The following is a 17,592-nucleotide window of genomic DNA, read 5'->3' on the forward strand; positions in this document are numbered from 1 at the left end:
TTTTGCGGCATTCTGGCTACACAATAACGAGGGAAGACTTGCTCGCGGCTGCAACCCTGCTTGCTCAAAATCTATTCAAACATGGTTGTGCTTTGGGGAAATTATGAGGGGATCCCTCAGTACTTTGCTACACAACAAACTTTACACGCAACGAGTACAGATGAGTTCTGTATGAGCTGTCATAGCAACCATTCATTGAAAGATGAAGTACTTGCATCTGCTCACGGCGGCGGTAGCGCGGGTATCGTGGTTCAATGTCAAGATTGTCACCTTCCACACAACCCTGTTAAGTACCTAGTTAAGAAGATCATCGTATCTAAAGATCTATATGGTTACCTAACAATTGACGGTTTCAACACTCAAGAGTGGTTGGATGAAAACCGTAAAGAGCAAGCAGACCTTGCACTTAAGTATTTCAAAGGCAATGACTCTGCTAACTGTCAGCACTGTCACTCTCGTATCTACGAGAACCAGCCTGAAACTATGAAGAAAATGGCGAAGAGAATGCACGCTAATAACTTCAAGAAAGAAGAAGACAAGCGTAAGACTTGTGTAGACTGTCACAAAGGTGTTGCTCACGTTTATCCTAAGGGATAATACTCAGGCATCAGCCTAGACATTTATGTCGGCAAGTTAAAATCGCTAAAAGCCCCTTAATTGGGGCTTTTTTGTTTTTAAGCTTCGGAAAGTAAAAGAAGGTCCTAGGAAAGGCTGAGAAAGGTTCTAGGTCCCAGGGAAAGCTAAGACGGGAGAGCAAAGACGAACGGCCTGCGGCCTAGGGAACGTGACTGCGTCACTGACGGAACGCTACGCTTACGGAAAAAGCAAAGACGGTAAAAGCCGGTGCTTTTGGCTTTTGCTGTTCCTAGCAGGGCATAGCCCGTCCTCGCAGCGTAGCGTCCTAGGATCTAGATTCTTCTTTTAGAGCTAAGACGGACGGCCTTCGGCCTAGGGAACGTGACTGCGTCACTGACGGAACGCTGCGCTTACGGAAAAAGCAAAGCCAGTGATTTTGGCTTTTGATTTTCCTAGCAGGGCATAGCCCGTCCTCGCAGCGAAGCGCCCTAGGATCTAGGTTGTTCTTTTAAAGCTGAGCCTGCTTATCCATAACTTGCTTGCGATACTGCAGTAGGCTAAATACACCAAACAGGAATACCTGCAGATAGTCAGATTTTTTCAGTTGCAGTAGCGGTTTAAACATAGTGTGGAAAATGAGTGTCTGAAAGCAATGCATAAAGATGGTCATTGCAAATAAGATATTGAGCACTACAGATATATTGCCTGCAAATGGCACGACTAAGTTATACAACATCATTACCCAAGCAAGGCCAGTAACTAATTTTCCTAAAACTAACATGACTTTCATTTAACTCGCTTCCCCAGTATCAGTATTGATGTCTGCTTCTGAAACTTGCTCTGCAGAGTATTGATATAAACGATAGATCACTTGACCTGCTTTTTTCTCTTTTAACAACGCCCAGCTAGCAGGCACATTTAGTTGAGCAATTTCGCTCTCTGTTTCGACATAGATCAGTGCATCATCGTTTAACCATTGGTGCTGATCGATAAGTGCAATGCTTTTTTCTGCTAGTGATTTTCTAAAAGGCGGGTCGATAAACACTAGATCAAAGCCTTCACTTGGCTTATTAGCCAGTAACGCTAAGCTATCTCCCTTGATGACGTCAGCATTATCACACTTCAGTGTGGCAAGGTTGGCCACAAGCTGTTTCGCCGCCTGAGCCTGAAGCTCAAAAATCTTAGCGTAGCTCGCGTAACGCGACAGTGACTCAAGGCTTAACGCGCCGCTACCTGCAAAGCAGTCGAGTACACGGGAACCGCGCACATCGTTAGCAACCCAGTTGAATAAGGTTTCTCTGACGCGATCTGTGGTTGGGCGTAATCCTTCAAGGTCGTGAATGGGCAACTTTCGAGAGCGCCATTGGCCTGAAATTATCCTAACTTGACCGCTAGAAGGTCTTTTTTTGACCATGGTGTCCTCGTGATTTTGCCTAATGAAAGAAAGTGGTAGACTATGGCGTCTGAATTTAGGTCGTTATTTTATATCAAAGCACAGCTAAAAGGTAAAAAGCAGTCGATAGAATCCGTCTGAATGGCGTTTTTGCTGTTTTTATCAGCGTAATTTAAGCTGGATTTTGATATAACGTCCTCCACCCCAATGCATTTATGTACAGCTACTTGAGCACCGGTATAACACATGGCAAAGAAAGGTTTTTTTTCCTGGTTCCGCAAGGATAAATCTAAAGAAGAAGCGCAGGCTGCAGAAGCGGCGAAACTAGAAGCTGACAAGCTTGAGCTTGAAAGAGTCGAAGCTGAGCGTATTGAATTAGAAAGAGTCGCAGCCGAGCAGGCCGAAGCTGCACGCATTGAGGCTGAACAAGCAGAAGCTCAAAGATTGGCAGCAGAGCAGGCGGCTCAAGCCGAAGCCGAGCGAGTTGCAGCAGAAGCTGAGCAAGCCCGTATAGCGGCTGAACAAGCAGAAGCTCAAAGATTAGCAGCGGAGCAGGCAGCTCAAGTTGAAGCCGAGCGAGTTGCAGCAGACGCTGAGCAAGCACGTATAGCGGCTGAACAAGCAGAAGCTCAAAGATTGGCAGCAGAGCAAGTGGCTCAAGCCGAAGCCGAGCGAGTTGCAGCAGAAGCAGAGCAAGCTCGTATAGCGGCAGAACAAGCAGAAGCTCAAAGATTAGCAGCGGAGCAGGCAGCTCAAGCTGAAGCCGAACGAGTTGCAGCTGAAGCCGAGCAAGTTCGTGTAGCAGCAGAAGCAGAGCAAGCACGTATAGCGGCAGAACAAGCAGAAGCTCAAAGATTAGCAGCTGAGCAGGCGGCTCAAGCTGAAGCCGAGCGAGTTACAGCAGAAGCTGAGCAAGTTCGTGTAGCAGAAGAAGCAGAGCAAGCACGTATAGCGGCAGAACAAGCAGAAGCTCAAAGATTAGCTGCTGAGCAAGCGGCTCAAGCCGAAGCCGAACGAGTTGAAGCTGAACGTGTTGAATTAGAAATAGTTGCAGCTGAGCAAGCAGAAGCTGCGCGTATTGAGCAGCAACGCATTGAGGCACAAGAGTTGGCTGCAGAACAGGCAGCAACTGAAGAGCAGCAACCAGAACCACAGGCTAAGCCAGTCAAAGAAGGCTTATTTGCCCGTCTTAAGCGTGGCCTAAAGCGCACCAGCGAAAGTATTGGTAGTGGCTTTATTGGTTTATTTAGCGGTAAGAAGATCGATGACGACCTGTTTGAAGAGCTAGAAGAGCAGTTATTGATTGCCGATGTGGGCGTGGAAACAACCACACGTTTGATTAAGAGCCTTACTGAGCAGGCCAGCCGTAAGCAGCTAAAAGATGGTGAAGCGCTGTACGATCTTCTGCGTGAAGAGATGCAAAAGACGCTAGATCCTGTATCTGTACCTCTGATCCCTGAAAATGCCGATGGCCCATTTGTGATCTTAATGGTAGGTGTGAATGGCGTGGGTAAGACCACGACGATTGGTAAACTGGCTAAACAGTACCAGGCACAAGGTAAGTCGGTAATGTTGGCGGCAGGTGATACCTTCCGTGCAGCAGCGGTTGAGCAGTTACAAGTGTGGGGTCAACGTAACGAGATCCCTGTGATTGCCCAGCATACAGGTGCTGACAGTGCGTCAGTATTGTTTGATGCCCTACAGGCGGCTCGTGCACGTAATGTTGACGTACTGATTGCCGATACGGCAGGTCGTTTACAGAACAAAGCCCACTTAATGGACGAGCTGAAGAAAGTCGTACGTGTGATGAAAAAGCAAGATGAGAGTGCTCCGCATGAAGTGATGCTAACTTTAGATGCGAGCACTGGTCAGAATGCGATTAGTCAGGCGCAGCTGTTCCAAGAGGCTGTAGGCGTCACTGGTATTACTATTAGTAAGCTAGATGGTACAGCTAAAGGTGGCGTTATCTTCGCTATCGCCGATAAGTTTGGTATTCCAATTCGTCATATCGGTGTTGGTGAGCAGATTGACGACTTACGTACCTTTGATGCAAAAGACTTTATTGAAGCCTTGTTTAGCCAAGCAAAAGACGACAAAGACGCGAAATAACGTTAGCTTATAGCAAACGTTACTGAAAAATAGCTAAGTAAAAGCACCCTACATGGGTGCTTTTACTAATGCCGATTAATGCCAACTAAAAAGAAATCTTATTAATGATTCGATTTGAGCAGGTAAGTAAAGTCTATCCCGGCGGGCAAAAAGCCCTATCGGATGTGAGTTTTCATCTAAAGCGCGGTGAGATGGCCTTTTTAACTGGCCACTCCGGCGCGGGTAAGAGTACGCTGCTCAAGCTGATCACCGTTATTGAAAGAGCTAACGGTGGTCGCGTTTCAATTAATGGTCATGATATCGCTAAGGTGACCCGGTCGCAGGTGCCTTATCTACGTCGTGATATTGGTATGATCTTCCAAAATCATCACTTGCTGATGAATAAGAGTGTGTTCGACAACGTTGCTTTACCTTTGATTATCGAAGGCTTCTCGATTGGAGAGATCCGCAAGCGTGTTGCAGGGGCGCTCGATATGGTGGGCTTATATGGTAAAGAACGCCATAACCCAATCATGCTATCGGGTGGTGAGCAGCAAAGAGTGGGTATTGCGCGGGCGATTGTGAACAAACCGCCATTGTTATTAGCCGATGAGCCGACGGGTAACTTAGATCCTAAGCTATCTATGGATATTCTGCGTTTGTTTGAAACTTTCAATGATGCGGGGACAACCGTACTTATCGCTACCCATGATTTGGGCTTGATTGCACGAATGAAATATCGAACCTTAACCCTTAAACAGGGCCGAGTGTTAGGTGCAGAAGAGCTAAATGCTCAAGACAACCTAGGCATTAGCTGAGGATAAATTATGAGCCAGCAACCTCAGATAAACCGTAGTAAATTACCCTTTTCAGGTCGTATTGTGATGTTTTTTATCCGTCACATTCAGCATGCAATGGCCAGTATTGGTGAGCTATGGCGTAACCCTGTTTCATCTATCATGACCATGGCTGTTTTGGGCGTGAGTCTCAGTTTACCGGCGGCGTTGCAAGTGCTGGTTAAGAATGCTGAAACCATTACCGAGTCATGGAACAGCGCTGCTGAAATATCCTTGTTTATCGATGAAGGTCGTAGCGAAACCAGTATTCAAAGTTTAATTACTCGCCTTAGGGTTTACCCGGAAGTGAGTGACGTAAGTTATATCGATCGTGATCAGGCGCTTGAGGAGTTCCAGCGTTTATCGGGCTTTGGTGAGGCGCTATCCTATTTAGATTCTAACCCGCTGCCTGCGGTAGTTATGGTAACGCCAAGCCTTAAGTATTCCAGCCCCACCGGCGCGAGAGAATTGCTGCGTAAGCTTGAGCAGGAACCCGAGGTTAGCTTTGGTCGTTTAGATATCGAGTGGCTAGAGCGCTTGCAGGCGGTTGTAAAGTTATTGGAGCGAACGGTATTAGCGATTGCCGCGCTGCTTGTACTCGCTGTGGTGCTAGTCATTGGTAACACAATACGTTTAGCGATTATGAACCGCCGCACCGAAATTGAGGTGATGAAGCTTGTCGGTGCTACCGAAGCCTTTATTCAGCGTCCCTTCTTATATACTGGGATCTGGTACGGTGTGATTGGCGGGATTTTGGCTTGGATTATTATTAACCTGCTGGTCTTATATTTGGACTCGGCTTTAGGCGAACTGCTAGGTTTATATGGTAGCCAACTGCAGATGGAATCACTTACCTTCGGTGAATTAGGGCAACTGGTGTTGTTGGCGTCTTTCTTGGGATGGTTAGGTTCGTATCTTTCAGTACGCCAGCATTTAAGAGCAATAGAACCGTCATAATCACCAGTTACACTCGGCAATAGATGATAGGTTAAAAGATGAACTTTGTTTCATTTGATCTGCCTACAACTAGATGCAAGACTCTAATAAGCAATAATGAGTATTGACGCATATTAGATAAAGTTGATGGTTGACATATTTTGTCAATTAGTCGATAGTTCATTGTCCATTTCAGCAATGAATGGTCAGAAAGTAGATTTTAGCAAGACATTTGTAAGCAGTAGCAGGAGCGTAAATGACAGATCAAACGCAAACAATGGCACTAATGGTTCCCCAAAGTAGCGGTAGCCTCGAGTCTTATGTTCATTCAGCACACAACATTCCAATGTTGGAAGCTGATAAAGAATATGAGCTAGCGAAGCGTCTGCAAGAAACGGGTGATCTACAGGCTGCGAAACAGTTGATTATGTCGCACTTACGTTTTGTGGTACATGTTGCAAAAGGTTACTCAGGCTATGGTCTGCCACAAGCTGACTTAATTCAAGAAGGTAATATCGGCCTGATGAAGGCGGTTAAGCGTTTCGACCCAGATGTGGGCGTACGCTTGGTATCGTTTGCCGTGCACTGGATTAAAGCTGAAATTCACGAGTATGTGCTTAAAAACTGGCGCATTGTTAAAGTGGCTACCACTAAAGCTCAGCGCAAACTGTTCTTTAACCTACGTAAAGCTAAAAAGCGTCTAGGTTGGTTTAGTGACAGTGAAGTGGGAATGGTTGCTGACAGTCTAGGTGTATCGAAAGCCGATGTCACCGAGATGGAATCACGCATGGCGGCGCAAGATCCAGCATTTGATCTCGCTAGCGACAACGATGACGAACAAGATTATGCACCTATGCATTACCTTGAAGATCATTCATCAGATTTAGCGTCTCAAGTTGAAAACGACAACTGGGAACAGAATAACCAAGCGCGTCTGCTATCGGCTATCAAGACACTTGATGAGCGTAGCCAGCATATTCTTAAAGCGCGTTGGTTAGATGAAGACAAGACCACATTGCAAGATTTAGCGGCAACTTACCAAGTGTCGGCTGAACGTATTAGGCAATTGGAAAAGAATGCAATGAATAAGCTTAAAGGCTGCATGGAAGCTTAATTTCATTATCAGTTTTAGAGACTTTATTAATAATTAAAACCTGCTACCCAAGCAGGTTTTTTTATGTCTGGAACATTTATGCCCAAAGCCCATGGACGGAAAGCTTTTGGCTTTATGTCTGGAGTTTACCTAGGCATATGTGCCTTTGGCATCAGGCTGCGCCTAAGCTTTGAGTTAGACTGCGTCTAACAACTGAATCAATCAAACTTCGTTTGATAAAAGGTCGTGAGCTTCCAGCTCACACTCGGGCAAGAAGGGGTCAACAGCTACCCCCTCTAGCATCTCCCCAGCCGCCCCGACGAAGTTACATGCGTTAGGTACAGGCCTCATACTTATGGATAAATCGCTAACGCTTCCGATGGGGCATCCTGCCCCGCGAAAGCTATGCCGACGTCCATGTCGGCATCACGTGATTTATTCCAACGTACTTCGGTAACTTCGATGGGGAATTTGTGTTTCCTGTAAGTTCAGTGACAAGTGTTAGCTTTACTGTTCGTATAATGAACACTGAAACCTAGAGCCTATGCTTTTCTAACCCGCGTAGATACGGCTGAAGCCTTCGGTTTCAGGGATGAAACCGAAGGGCTCACAAGGATGTGCTTGCAACGACGTCCATATCTAATAGCCAGTTCAGCATCCTTGCTTCTCGTTCGTAGCATAAAGCTTCGCTTTACTCACCGTGCTTCAGCAGTGGCTGCATATACGCTGGCTGAGTAGTTAACTTCTGTTTTTACGATTGTGTTCTCACCTGAAACCGCGAAATGTCTGTGTGATGTAGGAACATCATTAATTCTGCTATGCAGTAATAGCATGTTCCATCGGATTCCTTATTTAAGTTGTTGATATGTAATAAAGTAAGTTTATTCAAACCAACAGCATACTTCGTTCTTTAGCCCATGGCTTGTATCAATTTATTTACGGTTTAACCTACCTTTAATCGCTTATCCTACTGTTCGAATTTGATACAAATTGAAAAAAAATAAATTGTGTGTATTTTTGTTAGGTCACTTCTTGTTTAACTTTTCGTTAACAAATGTGACCGGGGCAAATAATAAAAATGTAAGGAAACAATATGACGCATAAATTATCGAAATGTAGCTTAGCACTTTTACCGCTAATGCTATCGACTGCAAGTTATGCAGGAGAGTCCGATCCTCTGTATGAACATCAATGGCATTTGAAAAATACTGGCCAAGCCGCCTTCTCACTAAATGGAGGCAAAGCAGGCAATGATTTAAAAACTAAACAAGCTCATAAAAAGGGAGCTCTTGGGCAAGGGGTCCAAATTTCTGTTGTAGATACAGGCCTACAGATTGACCATGTCGACCTGGCCGACAATGTTGTACCTGGCTCTATGAATTTAATCACTGGTAGTGATTACCCGGAAGATACCCATGGCCATGGTACAGCTGTCGGAGGGATTATTGCCGCAGTAGGGTTTAATGAAGAGGGCGTTAGAGGAGTGGCACCCAAAGCCGGTATTAATGGTTTCAACTTCCTTTCAGAACAGAGCATGAACTCTTGGTTACTTTCTCACGGGTATGGTGAGGGAACAGAGAATACCGAGCTATTTAATCAAAGCTATGGTTCGCAAGCATTATTTATTCCCCCGTTTGATCTTGAAAATGATCCGCAACTGGCTATCGAAAATTATGTGATGGAGGATGTGGCGAGCAATAGCAATAATGGCCGTGGCGCTGCTTTTGTCTCTTCTGCAGGTAACTCTTATAACTATTTTGGCTACGCAGGATATTACTTTTTACCCGCTGATTACTTCGATGTTGAAGCGAGTAACCATGGTTTGCCTATGCAAAATAGCAATATGACTAATAGTAAAGCGACTCACTGGAGCACGACGGTGAGTGCTATAAATGCTAATGGTGAGCGCTCTAGCTACTCGACCGTAGGCGCCAATGTATTTATGACGGCTACAGGAGGAGAGTATGGTTCTGAAACTCCAGCAATGGTGACGACAGATCTGATGGGTTGTGATAGTGGTTTTAATGATAGTACTGGTTTAGGTGAAAATGGTCTTCATGGTGGTACCGCGGATGATCCAAATTGTAATTATACCAGTGTGATGAACGGTACATCATCTGCTGCACCGAGTATGGTTGGGGCGATCGCGGCAGTGATGTCAGCTAACCCTAATTTAACGACTCGCGATGCTAAGCATGTGTTAGCGCTAACGGCTAAAAAGACGGATCCTAACAATAAAGGGGTGACGTTAACCTTTACTGACATTCACGGAAATCTAGTCGAATACCCTGCCATTGATGGCTGGCAGAAAAATGATGCCGGTTTTGATTATCACCTGTTTTACGGTTTAGGCCGTCCTAATGTGAGTAAAGCGGTTCAGCTTGTAAGGAAGGAGTCTAAAGACGATTTAGAGGATATAAAGCTACCGCCTCAGTTAGTGAGTCAATGGCATGCTAAAGCTGTCAATGTAGAAGTGCCTGACGTCGATCCAAATGGTGGCGCAACCTCTCAGGAAATTGATTTAGATGATTTCGTTATTGAGGGTGTTGAAGTATTAGTGACGATAGATCATCCAAGAGTGACAGATTTAGCGATTGAGCTTATCTCTCCAGAAGGTACACGCAGTGTATTAATGACGCCAAGAAATGGCATGTACGGTCAAGCTTTTGGTGGTGATGGTTACGTGAATAAGTTGCTATCTTCAACGCATTTCTATGGTGAAGAGGCTGAAGGCGACTGGACATTGAAAGTTGTTGATACCGGTGGTGAAGCTGATGGTGAGTTTATTTGGTATCCAGTACAAAATGTGACCCAAGCTAACAATGTAAGCCCAGGTATTATTCAGAATTGGTCAGTACGCTTTATTGGTCACGAGGAGGACTAAACAATGAAAAAGAAAATAATGTTAATGGCAATTTTCGCTATCTCCAGTCAAGCCTTCGCGTCGGCGACAAAAGAGTTACCTGTTTTGGTGAAGCAAGATTACGCCACAGTTGGCACTGTGTATCTTCAAGGGGAGGCATTTCAAAAAGTCATTAAAGATAAGGAAGGTACCGGGCCTGCAATGATGAAACGTTCTTTTGGACCGGTTGAATTATTTGCAGGAGATATGATTAAAGGCGGACAAGTTTCAAAAGTAGCAACCTTAAATGGAAAGTTCTTTCTATCACTTAAAAATGAAGCTGATTTAGAGGCTATCGCAAAAAGCCATGGGCTTGATGTCGAGTTTACTAAGGGGAATCTTGCCATACTGAAAGCACCTCAAGATATGGAGTTGTCAGCTTTGCTCGATATATTGTCACATGATGCGAGAGTATCGACGGTGAATTTAGAGAAAATTACCAATGAGATGGCGCCAGAGTAATTGCTTTCATAGTGATTAGAGTTTGAAGAGTGCTAATGCTCGCAGTGTTTTTACAGTGCGAGCATTTTTTATTTCCCTGCTTCTTCGAGAAATGAAACCTGCTTTTTAGCAGGTTTTTTATGTCTGGAACATTTATGCCAAAAGTCCATGGATGGTTAGCTTTTGGCTTTATGTCTGGAACATTTATGTCAGAAATGAGCCCATGGATGGGTAGCTTTGGGCTTTATGTCTGGAATTTTGGCTGACACATGTGTCAGTGGCATCAGGCTGCACCTGGGCTTTGAGTTAGACTTCGTCTAACAATTAAAGTCGTGGGATTCCATCCCACACCCCAGGCAAGGAGGACTGCTCGTCCTTATCCTCCTTGCATCCACCATGACGCCCCGACGAAGTTACATACATTAGATACGGGCCTCATACTCCAATAAAAATTGCCTAACGGCTCAGATGGGACATCCATGTCCCTCAGAACCTGAACCATCATCCATGATGGTTCTACGGCATTTTCATCTACGTACTTCGGCAACTTCGATGGGGGGTTGGTGTTTCCTGTGCGTTGATTAGCGACTGGTAGACTTTTGCTTTTCTGTTATGAACACTGAAACCTAGTGATTGTGCCTTTCTAACTCAGTGTAGATACAGCTGAGGCCGTCGGAAACATGGATGTTTTCGTTGAGCGGTCAGGGATGACGTAAAGCGAGCTTCAGCAGTGTCTGCACATACGCCTGCTGCAGGTAATTAGCTGTATCTGATGGAAGCCGTGAATAATGACGATATTAGATACGGAAATAGACACAGTTAAGTTGCTTTGATTGTTGGAGTTAGAATGTATCAAACAAGTGTCAGAGAGTACGCTGGCCGTCCACGATGTTTATCAAGCAAAGCTTGATTGAAGTGTCAAAGTTGATTGAAATTCAACTCACTATTTCGCGATATTAACTGCGGCTATCACCTGTTTCCGCACAACCTTAATCCCGGCGCTGCTGACTTCTGGCCAAGGGTAATATTGCCTTGGTCGCTTAAAGCGGGCGATTTTGTCGGCGAGAAACTCGGTTAGCTCGGCTTCCAAAGGTTGGTTCGCTGAACTGTTATTCAGCTTACTCTCATTTAACTTAAGAGTGGCTGCTGGGAGCGTGCCAAACTTGGCGTCAGCCACAGGAAACACGATGGCATCGCTGATTAACGGGTGCAGCTTTAGGGCGGCTTCTATCTCTTCTGGTTGGATATTTTCGCCGCCACTGATGAACATGTTATCGGCGCGGCCGTCGATGCAGAGATTGCCGTTTGCATCAAAGTGCCCTAGGTCTTTGCTGTAGAACCAGCCGTCTTTATCGAGCGGTAGATTAAAACCATCCTCGGCTAAATAGCCGAGAAACAGACATTCGCCTTTTAGCCAGATTTCACCATCAATAATCTTAAGCTCACGCCCCGATAATAGCTTGCCGCTTGAGCCGTCGGTGCGGGCGATGCCTGTGGTGATCTGCGAACCCATCTCGGTCATGCCGTAGCTGGTGTAGGCTTTGATATCACGTTTGCTTAGCTCTGCTAATAGGTTGGCTGAAATTGCGCCGCCGCCGAGTAGCATGGCTTTAACTTGGGCTAGGCAGTCGTTTTCTGGATTACATCCCGCATCGCTTTCGCTATCTGGATTCAGTAGCTGTTGTAACTGGGCGCTGACCAAGGACAGGTGGCTGACGCTATCTCGAATTAGCTGCTCGGCTAGAGATAGGTTCTTGTCTTCAAATACCACGCAGGCACCCGCGAGAGCGCAGCGATTTAATATTGCTAAGCCGCCGATATGAAACAGTGGCAGAGACAGTAGCCAGCTATCTTCGGCCGCTAAGGTGATTAGCTCACTCGAACCCGCTGCGCTGGCCATATGATTTGCCAGACTATGGGCGGCGGCTTTGGGTGTGCCGCTGCTGCCAGAGGTGAGTATGGCGTTGACCGCGGCATCGGGGTCTATAGTTTGCTGAGCTTTTTTACTTAGCTGATTAAAATCCAGTGGGACAACTGTTAGCTGTGGCCGTTTTTGCAGTGCATCAACAAGGCAGGAGTCAGACAATTGTGAAGCTTCAAGCCAGTAATGCTGATAGTTGTGGCACTGCATCAGCTCGATGATCTGCTGCGGTGCAAAGCGCGGTGAGATAGGGCAGAACAAGATACCGCTATCGACACAGGCCCAATAGAGTTGTAGTAACTGCGGACAGTTATGGGCGATACAGGCCAGACGGTCGCCAGACTTTAGGCCTATTTGGTTAAATTGCTGAGTTAGGGCGATGACTTGCTGCTGCAAAGTTTGGTAGCTAACTGCCACGCCTGAAAAACGGTAAGCGGGTGCCTCAGCTTGTGCTAATGCTTGCTGATGAATAGGTGAGAGGATTTGCTTGTTGGTACTGCTAACCGTCATATCAATGCACCGCTTATCTGTTAGGTTCGATCTGTTAGCCATTGTTTACATGGCTATTGCATACGCTAGCTATTACTGACACTAGTTAGGAGTGTTAAGTCATCAAGCTGCAAACAGACAGATTTTCCATAGCTAACAATCAGGTCTTGGCTGAAGGCTGCGAGTGTATCAATTCCCGGGATCTCATCTGGAGTCATGATTTCTGCTAAGCGACTTAATGCTTCAATACCAAGGCTTGCTTCTAAACTTGAGCTAAGAATGCAGCGCACGCCGTGCTCGGTGGCTGTCTCTATGAGCTGCTGCAATTTTTCAATGCTGCCAAGCAGCATAGGCTTAATGATTAATGCACTTAAGCCTGCTTGCATCTTAAATTCATATTCGGCGCTATTTAATGACTCATCCAGTGCCCATGGCATCTCTATCGCATGGTAAAAGGCCGGATTGTCATCGGGGTTTTGGCATGGCTCTTCGATATATTCAACACTGCTAAGCGGAATGCATGCTGCAAACTCAATGGCTTGCTCTAGTGTGAAGCCGCGATTGGCATCTAAACGGAGTTTTAGATCGGGGCGAATGGCTAAGATCTGATGGATCAGTTTAATCTCATCTTCAAGCGACTCCTGAGCGACCTTCACTTTCACTGCATAAATGCTGCTAGATAAGCTTGCAACGCGCTCGCTAACCGCCGTAAGAGTTTCATTAATTTGGCGATAAATCAGCGGAATGGTGCGCGGGGTGATGGCGTGGCCGTCAAATTTTCCTGCGAGTTTGGCGTGCAGTTGACTGAGGCCAAACGCCAAGGACGGCAAGGCGGTTTGTTCTGCCACATCGAGCAAGTCACCAATGGGTTGCTGGTGCAATTGTGGCAATAATGCCGCTAGCTGCTCGCTAACCTCTGCTAATGTTTCGCGGCTAAAATCTGTTAGTGCCTGGCCTTGATTATCTAAGCCTGAAAGCGGTGAGATCTCTACCCATTCCTGTCGCGACTGGCACTGTGCAACTAGGACTAATCCTTGCCGCTGTTCTATGCGCTGCTTACCTACAGGCAGGGGCTTATCTAAGTCGATAGCAAACTGATACTGACCTAACTGAGTTAAGGTTAATGGCGTTGCTTGCTGAAGAGTCGCGGTCATGTATGGCTCACTTTCTGCTTAGGAGTTAGGTGGAGTCGATGTAAAAATGCTGGCTAGCTGTTTTGCAAAAGCCTGCGGGGCTGCTAGATGCACATTATGGCCACTGGCATGGATGCAGTGCACCGATAATGGTTGTTGTTCTTGCCAGCGTTTGGCGAGTGCCATGAACTTTGTGTCTTGATGGCCTGCAATAAAATGGCTGCTAGCTGTTAATAGACTCGGGGTATCCCTGAGATCATCTTGTTCGGCAAGGGAGGTAGCCTGATAGCAGTTAGCTAGCATAAGGGGCTGATTGTGAGATCTCTTATCAATTAAGTGCTCACGCTCAGTCTGGCTTAGATCACTAAAAACCGCTTGCTGATACCAAAGGTCTAGAAAGCCTCTGATAGGCAGAATCTGTAACTTCTGCGCCCATGCCCTGTCGTTAGCTTTACGCTCGGTTCTCGCGGCCTTATTTTGTAGCCCGGGATGACAAGACTCTAAGGTTAGGCTAAGTAATGCTTGCGGATAGAGGCGGGCTAAATGTAGCGCAATACGGCCACCCAATGAATAGCCAACCAGGTGATACTGGCTGACATTAAGTTGCTCTAGAGTGGTGTGAATAAGCTCTGCGCAGGGGATAAAGCCGGGCGTTGGCAGTTCGACACTGCTACTTTCAAGGTGATTAAAGCCATGCCCTGGAAGGTTTAGACTGATACAAAAGAAGTCATCTTTTAGCTGCTCGACGATCTCCTGCCAATCCTGTTTACTGCCCAAGAAACCGTGGAGAAATACCACGGCTGGCGAGTCACTCTTGCCTGCAGTGCAATAGCTTAGCATTAGCCTTGTTTCACCCAATTGGCTAGCTGCGCTATCTGTTCACTGGCTTGATCTTGGGCAACAGTAACTTCTATAACAGAGGGGCCTGAGTAGGTCATTGCATACTCGTAGGACTCGACAAAGTCAGTTAATGAATCAACCTGATTGTAAGCGAGGCCAAACATGGCGGCGCCGAAGCCAAACTCGAGTCCATGAGACAAGCGGTAGTAATCGGTTCTTAACTGCTCATTGGGCACAGGCAGTAAGTTAAAGATATTACCGCCATCATTATTGAGGATCACTATCACCAGCGGGCTAGTAACCGAGCGTGCGATTGCCAATGAATTAAGGTCGTGTAGCGCCGAAATATCACCAATAATAAGGGTGGTCGGTTTACCTTCTGCTGCTGCAACACCACACGCCGTAGCTAACAAACCATCGATACCGGATGCACCACGGTTAGTAAAGACCTTGGGACTTGAGGGAGTGATAGGGGCAAACATGTCATATAGACGAACTGGGAGACTGTTGCCGATAAATAGTTGTTGCTCATCGGTTTGTCTCTTAGCTATGGCTCGAATGGTCTGCGCTTCACCAAATTCAGCATGATCAATTTGCTGTTGATATAGCGTTTCTAGGTCATCGTTATGCTGTACAAGCTTGAGCGCCCAGTTAGCCTCAGAAGATCTTGGCCAAGCTAGCTTAGCAAATTGATGCGCAGGAGAAATCCAAACCTGTTTTGCTTTATGGCTAGGATCCAGCCTTTGTTGCTGTGGCAGCACCTGCCAATAATCTTTCCAATTCTGCTCATTAAGGTAGTTGATAAGGCGTTTGGAAAGAATGCGACCACCGAAGACAATCACTCTTTCAGCCTGAGCTAAAAGTGCCTTAGATTTTGGCTGATGCAGCAGCTGGTCGATATTGCCTATGGCAGCAGGATGTTGTCTGAGCTGCGACTGGGCGTCGGTGACAATAGGCCAACCTAGCTTGTGGGCTAGCTCAATCAGCTGCTCCGGTTGCTGCTCTGGCGCGAGCGTTGCCGCAACAATAACCCCTTTGCCATGTACGAAGCGGGCGAGTGCGTCAGATGTAGGCAATAGGCCAGTGCTTAGCTTGGCAAATTGGCTATACGGTGCTGTATTTTGTTGCCACTGCTTAACTGGCGCTAAGTAATGTTCAAAATCTACTTTAGGCTCGTTGGGGTACAGGGGCTCACGGTACATACAATTAATATGAACAGGCTGTGATTGGTTGCAAACCGCTTCATCTAACAGGCTAAGCAATGCTTGAGGAGCAATATTTAGATCGGGTGTAGGCAGGTTTAGTTGCTTGGCATACTGAGCAAAAATAGCAGGCTGAATAATAGCCTGATTGGCGCCGCAATCGATAAGCTCTGGAGGTCTATCACCAGATAATACGATTAAGGGAACACGAGTCAGCCAAGCCTCGATCACTGCTGGATACAGGTTGGCAACTGCAGTGCCTGAGGTGGTAATAATCGCTACAGGTGCTTGACTGGCCTTGGCTAAACCGAGCGCCATAAAGCCGAGCCCACGCTCATCAAAGTGAATGTGTTGGCTAAGCTTGGTTTGCTTCGCCGCAGCAAGAGTCAGTGGGGTGGAACGAGAACCCGGCGCCATACAGACATGTTTAACGCCTAAGCGGGCCAATTCCTCTAAGATTAAAGTTCCCCAAAGCAGATTAAGTTCAGCGGTGTGTTCAGTTTGCATAGATGAGTACCATATCATTGATAGCCTTAGTTTAACTTGCTTTGCGGCAAAGGAGTATGATCCCACTTAGGTTTTCTTTGCCCTGAGGTAAGCGATAGCTGAAATTGAGAATAATTGTGTTTTGCCTCTCGCCCTAATACCTATAATTAGGTATGTATGTGATTGATGTAGCAAAACTGTTTATTTTTCAGTGTTATAATTTGTATACAAAAATTAACAAAAATGTGTTTTTAGGCAAGGGTCTGATGCGTAGGGAATTTTCAAAGTTAGATTATTTCACTCTTAAGGTGTTTATTGGGTTAGTTGAGTTTAAAAATGGCTCTGTGGTGGCACAGAAACTTAACACTACTCAGCCTAAAGTGAGTCGTGCTCTGAGCAATATGCGTGAAGTGATCCACGATGAGTTGTTTATCAGACGTCAGTATGGTGTCGAGCCTAACCTGATGGCGGACAGACTGTACCCTCTTGCTAAGTCTATTGTGCAAGGCTATGAGCAGATGGCAGAGATTACCAGTTATTCAACTGACAGTAATCGGTTGATTATCGCTGCTCAGGAGCATTTATCTGGATTCTTAGTCGAATCAATTACCGAAATTTGTCAGGGCTTAGGCCGCGAGATGTCGGTCGTTATTCAGCCTTGGAGTGATAATGTTCAGGAGCTATTGGCACAAGGTAAGATTGATTACGCGATTACGGTTAACTCAAAGCAATCTGAGGCGGTAAAAAACGTCAAGGTTGGTGATGTACGCTATTTTTTCCTGGCCGCTAACAAGAATCACCCTCTGTTTAAGCAAGAGTTAACTTTGCAGCGCTTGCTGGAAAATAAGTTGGTGTTTATCAATTATTCCAAAGTGGGCTTGGTGGATCACTGGTTTGAAAGTTATGCAAAAGATCGTTCTTTAGATCTTAAGCTGAGCTTTAAGACAACGAGCTTAGCGATGGCGCTTAATCATATTGCTAAGACAGATGATGTTTGTTTAAGTGCTTCAGTTTTCTCCTATCTTTATTTCAATAATCGCAATGATATTGATTATGTCGATGCAACTGAGTTTTTTAATCAAGTGTTGTTTCCTCAGCGTAATCGTGAGCGCTACACTTACTTCTTGCAGTACCATCAGTCTCATGAAAATGACTTCTCTCAGGCATTATCTAAGTTGCTACAGCAAAAGTTTACTCTTGCACAAGAGCTGTATGAGCAGCAAAAACTAGCTAAAGTGGCTTAGCTAAAGCAATGT

14 protein-coding genes are annotated in these 17,592 nt (G+C 45.9%); 8 read left to right on the forward strand and 6 right to left on the reverse strand.

What is annotated here, in order from left to right; genetic code table 11:
• The first annotated feature begins 81 nt into the window (after positions 1 to 81).
• A complete protein-coding gene (locus K5Q73_RS19495; RefSeq protein WP_220763586.1) occupies positions 82 to 597 on the forward strand; it encodes a NapC/NirT family cytochrome c in 516 nt (171 codons plus the stop codon).
• Positions 598 to 1,084: 487 nt separating this feature from the next.
• Here K5Q73_RS19495 and K5Q73_RS19500 read toward each other — a convergent pair whose 3' ends face one another.
• Positions 1,085 to 1,366 (reverse strand): DUF1145 domain-containing protein, encoded by a 282-nt coding sequence (locus K5Q73_RS19500; RefSeq protein WP_220763588.1) that lies wholly within the window; start codon positions 1,364 to 1,366, stop codon positions 1,085 to 1,087.
• Positions 1,367 to 1,990 (reverse strand): 16S rRNA (guanine(966)-N(2))-methyltransferase RsmD, encoded by a 624-nt coding sequence (rsmD, locus tag K5Q73_RS19505; RefSeq protein ID WP_220763590.1) that lies wholly within the window; start codon positions 1,988 to 1,990, stop codon positions 1,367 to 1,369.
• Between the two features lie 225 nt (positions 1,991 to 2,215).
• On the opposite strand from rsmD, the gene ftsY reads away from it, so the two are divergent.
• The 6 genes from ftsY (at position 2,216) to K5Q73_RS19535 (ending at position 10,286) form a co-directional block, all read left to right on the forward strand.
• Positions 2,216 to 4,078 (forward strand): signal recognition particle-docking protein FtsY, encoded by a 1,863-nt coding sequence (ftsY, locus tag K5Q73_RS19510; protein WP_220766168.1) that lies wholly within the window; start codon positions 2,216 to 2,218, stop codon positions 4,076 to 4,078.
• 104 nt (positions 4,079 to 4,182) lie between these two features.
• Positions 4,183 to 4,875 (forward strand): cell division ATP-binding protein FtsE, encoded by a 693-nt coding sequence (gene ftsE / locus K5Q73_RS19515; protein WP_220765567.1) that lies wholly within the window; start codon positions 4,183 to 4,185, stop codon positions 4,873 to 4,875.
• A 9-nt stretch (positions 4,876 to 4,884) separates the two neighbouring features.
• Positions 4,885 to 5,850, forward strand: coding sequence for a permease-like cell division protein FtsX (gene ftsX / locus K5Q73_RS19520; protein WP_220765568.1), 966 nt, complete (start codon positions 4,885 to 4,887; stop codon positions 5,848 to 5,850).
• Between the two features lie 235 nt (positions 5,851 to 6,085).
• The gene (rpoH, locus tag K5Q73_RS19525) at positions 6,086 to 6,943 is read left to right on the forward strand and encodes an RNA polymerase sigma factor RpoH (RefSeq protein ID WP_220765569.1); all 858 of its coding nucleotides are present in this window, start codon (positions 6,086 to 6,088) and stop codon (positions 6,941 to 6,943) included.
• Between the two features lie 1,072 nt (positions 6,944 to 8,015).
• Positions 8,016 to 9,806 (forward strand): S8 family peptidase, encoded by a 1,791-nt coding sequence (locus tag K5Q73_RS19530; protein ID WP_220765570.1) that lies wholly within the window; start codon positions 8,016 to 8,018, stop codon positions 9,804 to 9,806.
• 3 nt (positions 9,807 to 9,809) lie between these two features.
• Positions 9,810 to 10,286: a hypothetical protein gene (locus K5Q73_RS19535; protein ID WP_220765571.1), complete on the forward strand. Its 477-nt coding sequence runs from the start codon at positions 9,810 to 9,812 to the stop codon at positions 10,284 to 10,286.
• A 922-nt stretch (positions 10,287 to 11,208) separates the two neighbouring features.
• Here K5Q73_RS19535 and menE read toward each other — a convergent pair.
• From menE to menD, 4 genes are all read right to left on the reverse strand, one after another.
• Complete coding sequence (gene menE, locus K5Q73_RS19540) at positions 11,209 to 12,696, reverse strand: o-succinylbenzoate--CoA ligase (RefSeq protein WP_220765572.1); 1,488 nt, start codon at positions 12,694 to 12,696, stop codon at positions 11,209 to 11,211.
• A 65-nt stretch (positions 12,697 to 12,761) separates the two neighbouring features.
• A complete protein-coding gene (menC, locus tag K5Q73_RS19545) occupies positions 12,762 to 13,829 on the reverse strand; it encodes an o-succinylbenzoate synthase (protein ID WP_220765573.1) in 1,068 nt (355 codons plus the stop codon).
• An 18-nt stretch (positions 13,830 to 13,847) separates the two neighbouring features.
• On the reverse strand, positions 13,848 to 14,648 hold the full coding sequence (menH, locus tag K5Q73_RS19550) for a 2-succinyl-6-hydroxy-2,4-cyclohexadiene-1-carboxylate synthase (RefSeq protein ID WP_220765574.1): 801 nt from the start codon (positions 14,646 to 14,648) through the stop codon (positions 13,848 to 13,850).
• Positions 14,648 to 16,357 carry a 2-succinyl-5-enolpyruvyl-6-hydroxy-3-cyclohexene-1-carboxylic-acid synthase gene (gene menD / locus K5Q73_RS19555; protein ID WP_220765575.1) on the reverse strand — a complete coding sequence of 570 codons (1,710 nt, stop codon included), beginning with the start codon at positions 16,355 to 16,357 and terminating at the stop codon, positions 14,648 to 14,650. Before menD ends, menH begins: the two co-directional genes overlap by 1 nt.
• A gap of 245 nt (positions 16,358 to 16,602) precedes the next feature.
• On the opposite strand from menD, the gene K5Q73_RS19560 reads away from it, so the two are divergent.
• Complete coding sequence (locus K5Q73_RS19560) at positions 16,603 to 17,580, forward strand: LysR family transcriptional regulator (RefSeq protein ID WP_220765576.1); 978 nt, start codon at positions 16,603 to 16,605, stop codon at positions 17,578 to 17,580.
• Positions 17,581 to 17,592 lie beyond the last annotated feature (12 nt).

The sequence above is a fragment of the Shewanella sp. MBTL60-112-B2 genome, assembly GCF_019655055.1.
Taxonomy (GTDB): Bacteria; Pseudomonadota; Gammaproteobacteria; order Enterobacterales; family Shewanellaceae; genus Shewanella.

Coding starts and splice junctions, on each gene's coding strand:
- K5Q73_RS19495 (WP_220763586.1), top strand. CDS start 82: ATGGTTGTGCTTTGGGGAAATTATGAGGGGATCCCTCAGTACTTTGCT.
- K5Q73_RS19500 (WP_220763588.1), bottom strand. CDS start 1,366: ATGAAAGTCATGTTAGTTTTAGGAAAATTAGTTACTGGCCTTGCTTGG.
- rsmD (WP_220763590.1), bottom strand. CDS start 1,990: ATGGTCAAAAAAAGACCTTCTAGCGGTCAAGTTAGGATAATTTCAGGC.
- ftsY (WP_220766168.1), top strand. CDS start 2,216: ATGGCAAAGAAAGGTTTTTTTTCCTGGTTCCGCAAGGATAAATCTAAA.
- ftsE (WP_220765567.1), top strand. CDS start 4,183: ATGATTCGATTTGAGCAGGTAAGTAAAGTCTATCCCGGCGGGCAAAAA.
- ftsX (WP_220765568.1), top strand. CDS start 4,885: ATGAGCCAGCAACCTCAGATAAACCGTAGTAAATTACCCTTTTCAGGT.
- rpoH (WP_220765569.1), top strand. CDS start 6,086: ATGACAGATCAAACGCAAACAATGGCACTAATGGTTCCCCAAAGTAGC.
- K5Q73_RS19530 (WP_220765570.1), top strand. CDS start 8,016: ATGACGCATAAATTATCGAAATGTAGCTTAGCACTTTTACCGCTAATG.
- K5Q73_RS19535 (WP_220765571.1), top strand. CDS start 9,810: ATGAAAAAGAAAATAATGTTAATGGCAATTTTCGCTATCTCCAGTCAA.
- menE (WP_220765572.1), bottom strand. CDS start 12,696: ATGACGGTTAGCAGTACCAACAAGCAAATCCTCTCACCTATTCATCAG.
- menC (WP_220765573.1), bottom strand. CDS start 13,829: ATGACCGCGACTCTTCAGCAAGCAACGCCATTAACCTTAACTCAGTTA.
- menH (WP_220765574.1), bottom strand. CDS start 14,648: ATGCTAAGCTATTGCACTGCAGGCAAGAGTGACTCGCCAGCCGTGGTA.
- menD (WP_220765575.1), bottom strand. CDS start 16,357: ATGCAAACTGAACACACCGCTGAACTTAATCTGCTTTGGGGAACTTTA.
- K5Q73_RS19560 (WP_220765576.1), top strand. CDS start 16,603: ATGCGTAGGGAATTTTCAAAGTTAGATTATTTCACTCTTAAGGTGTTT.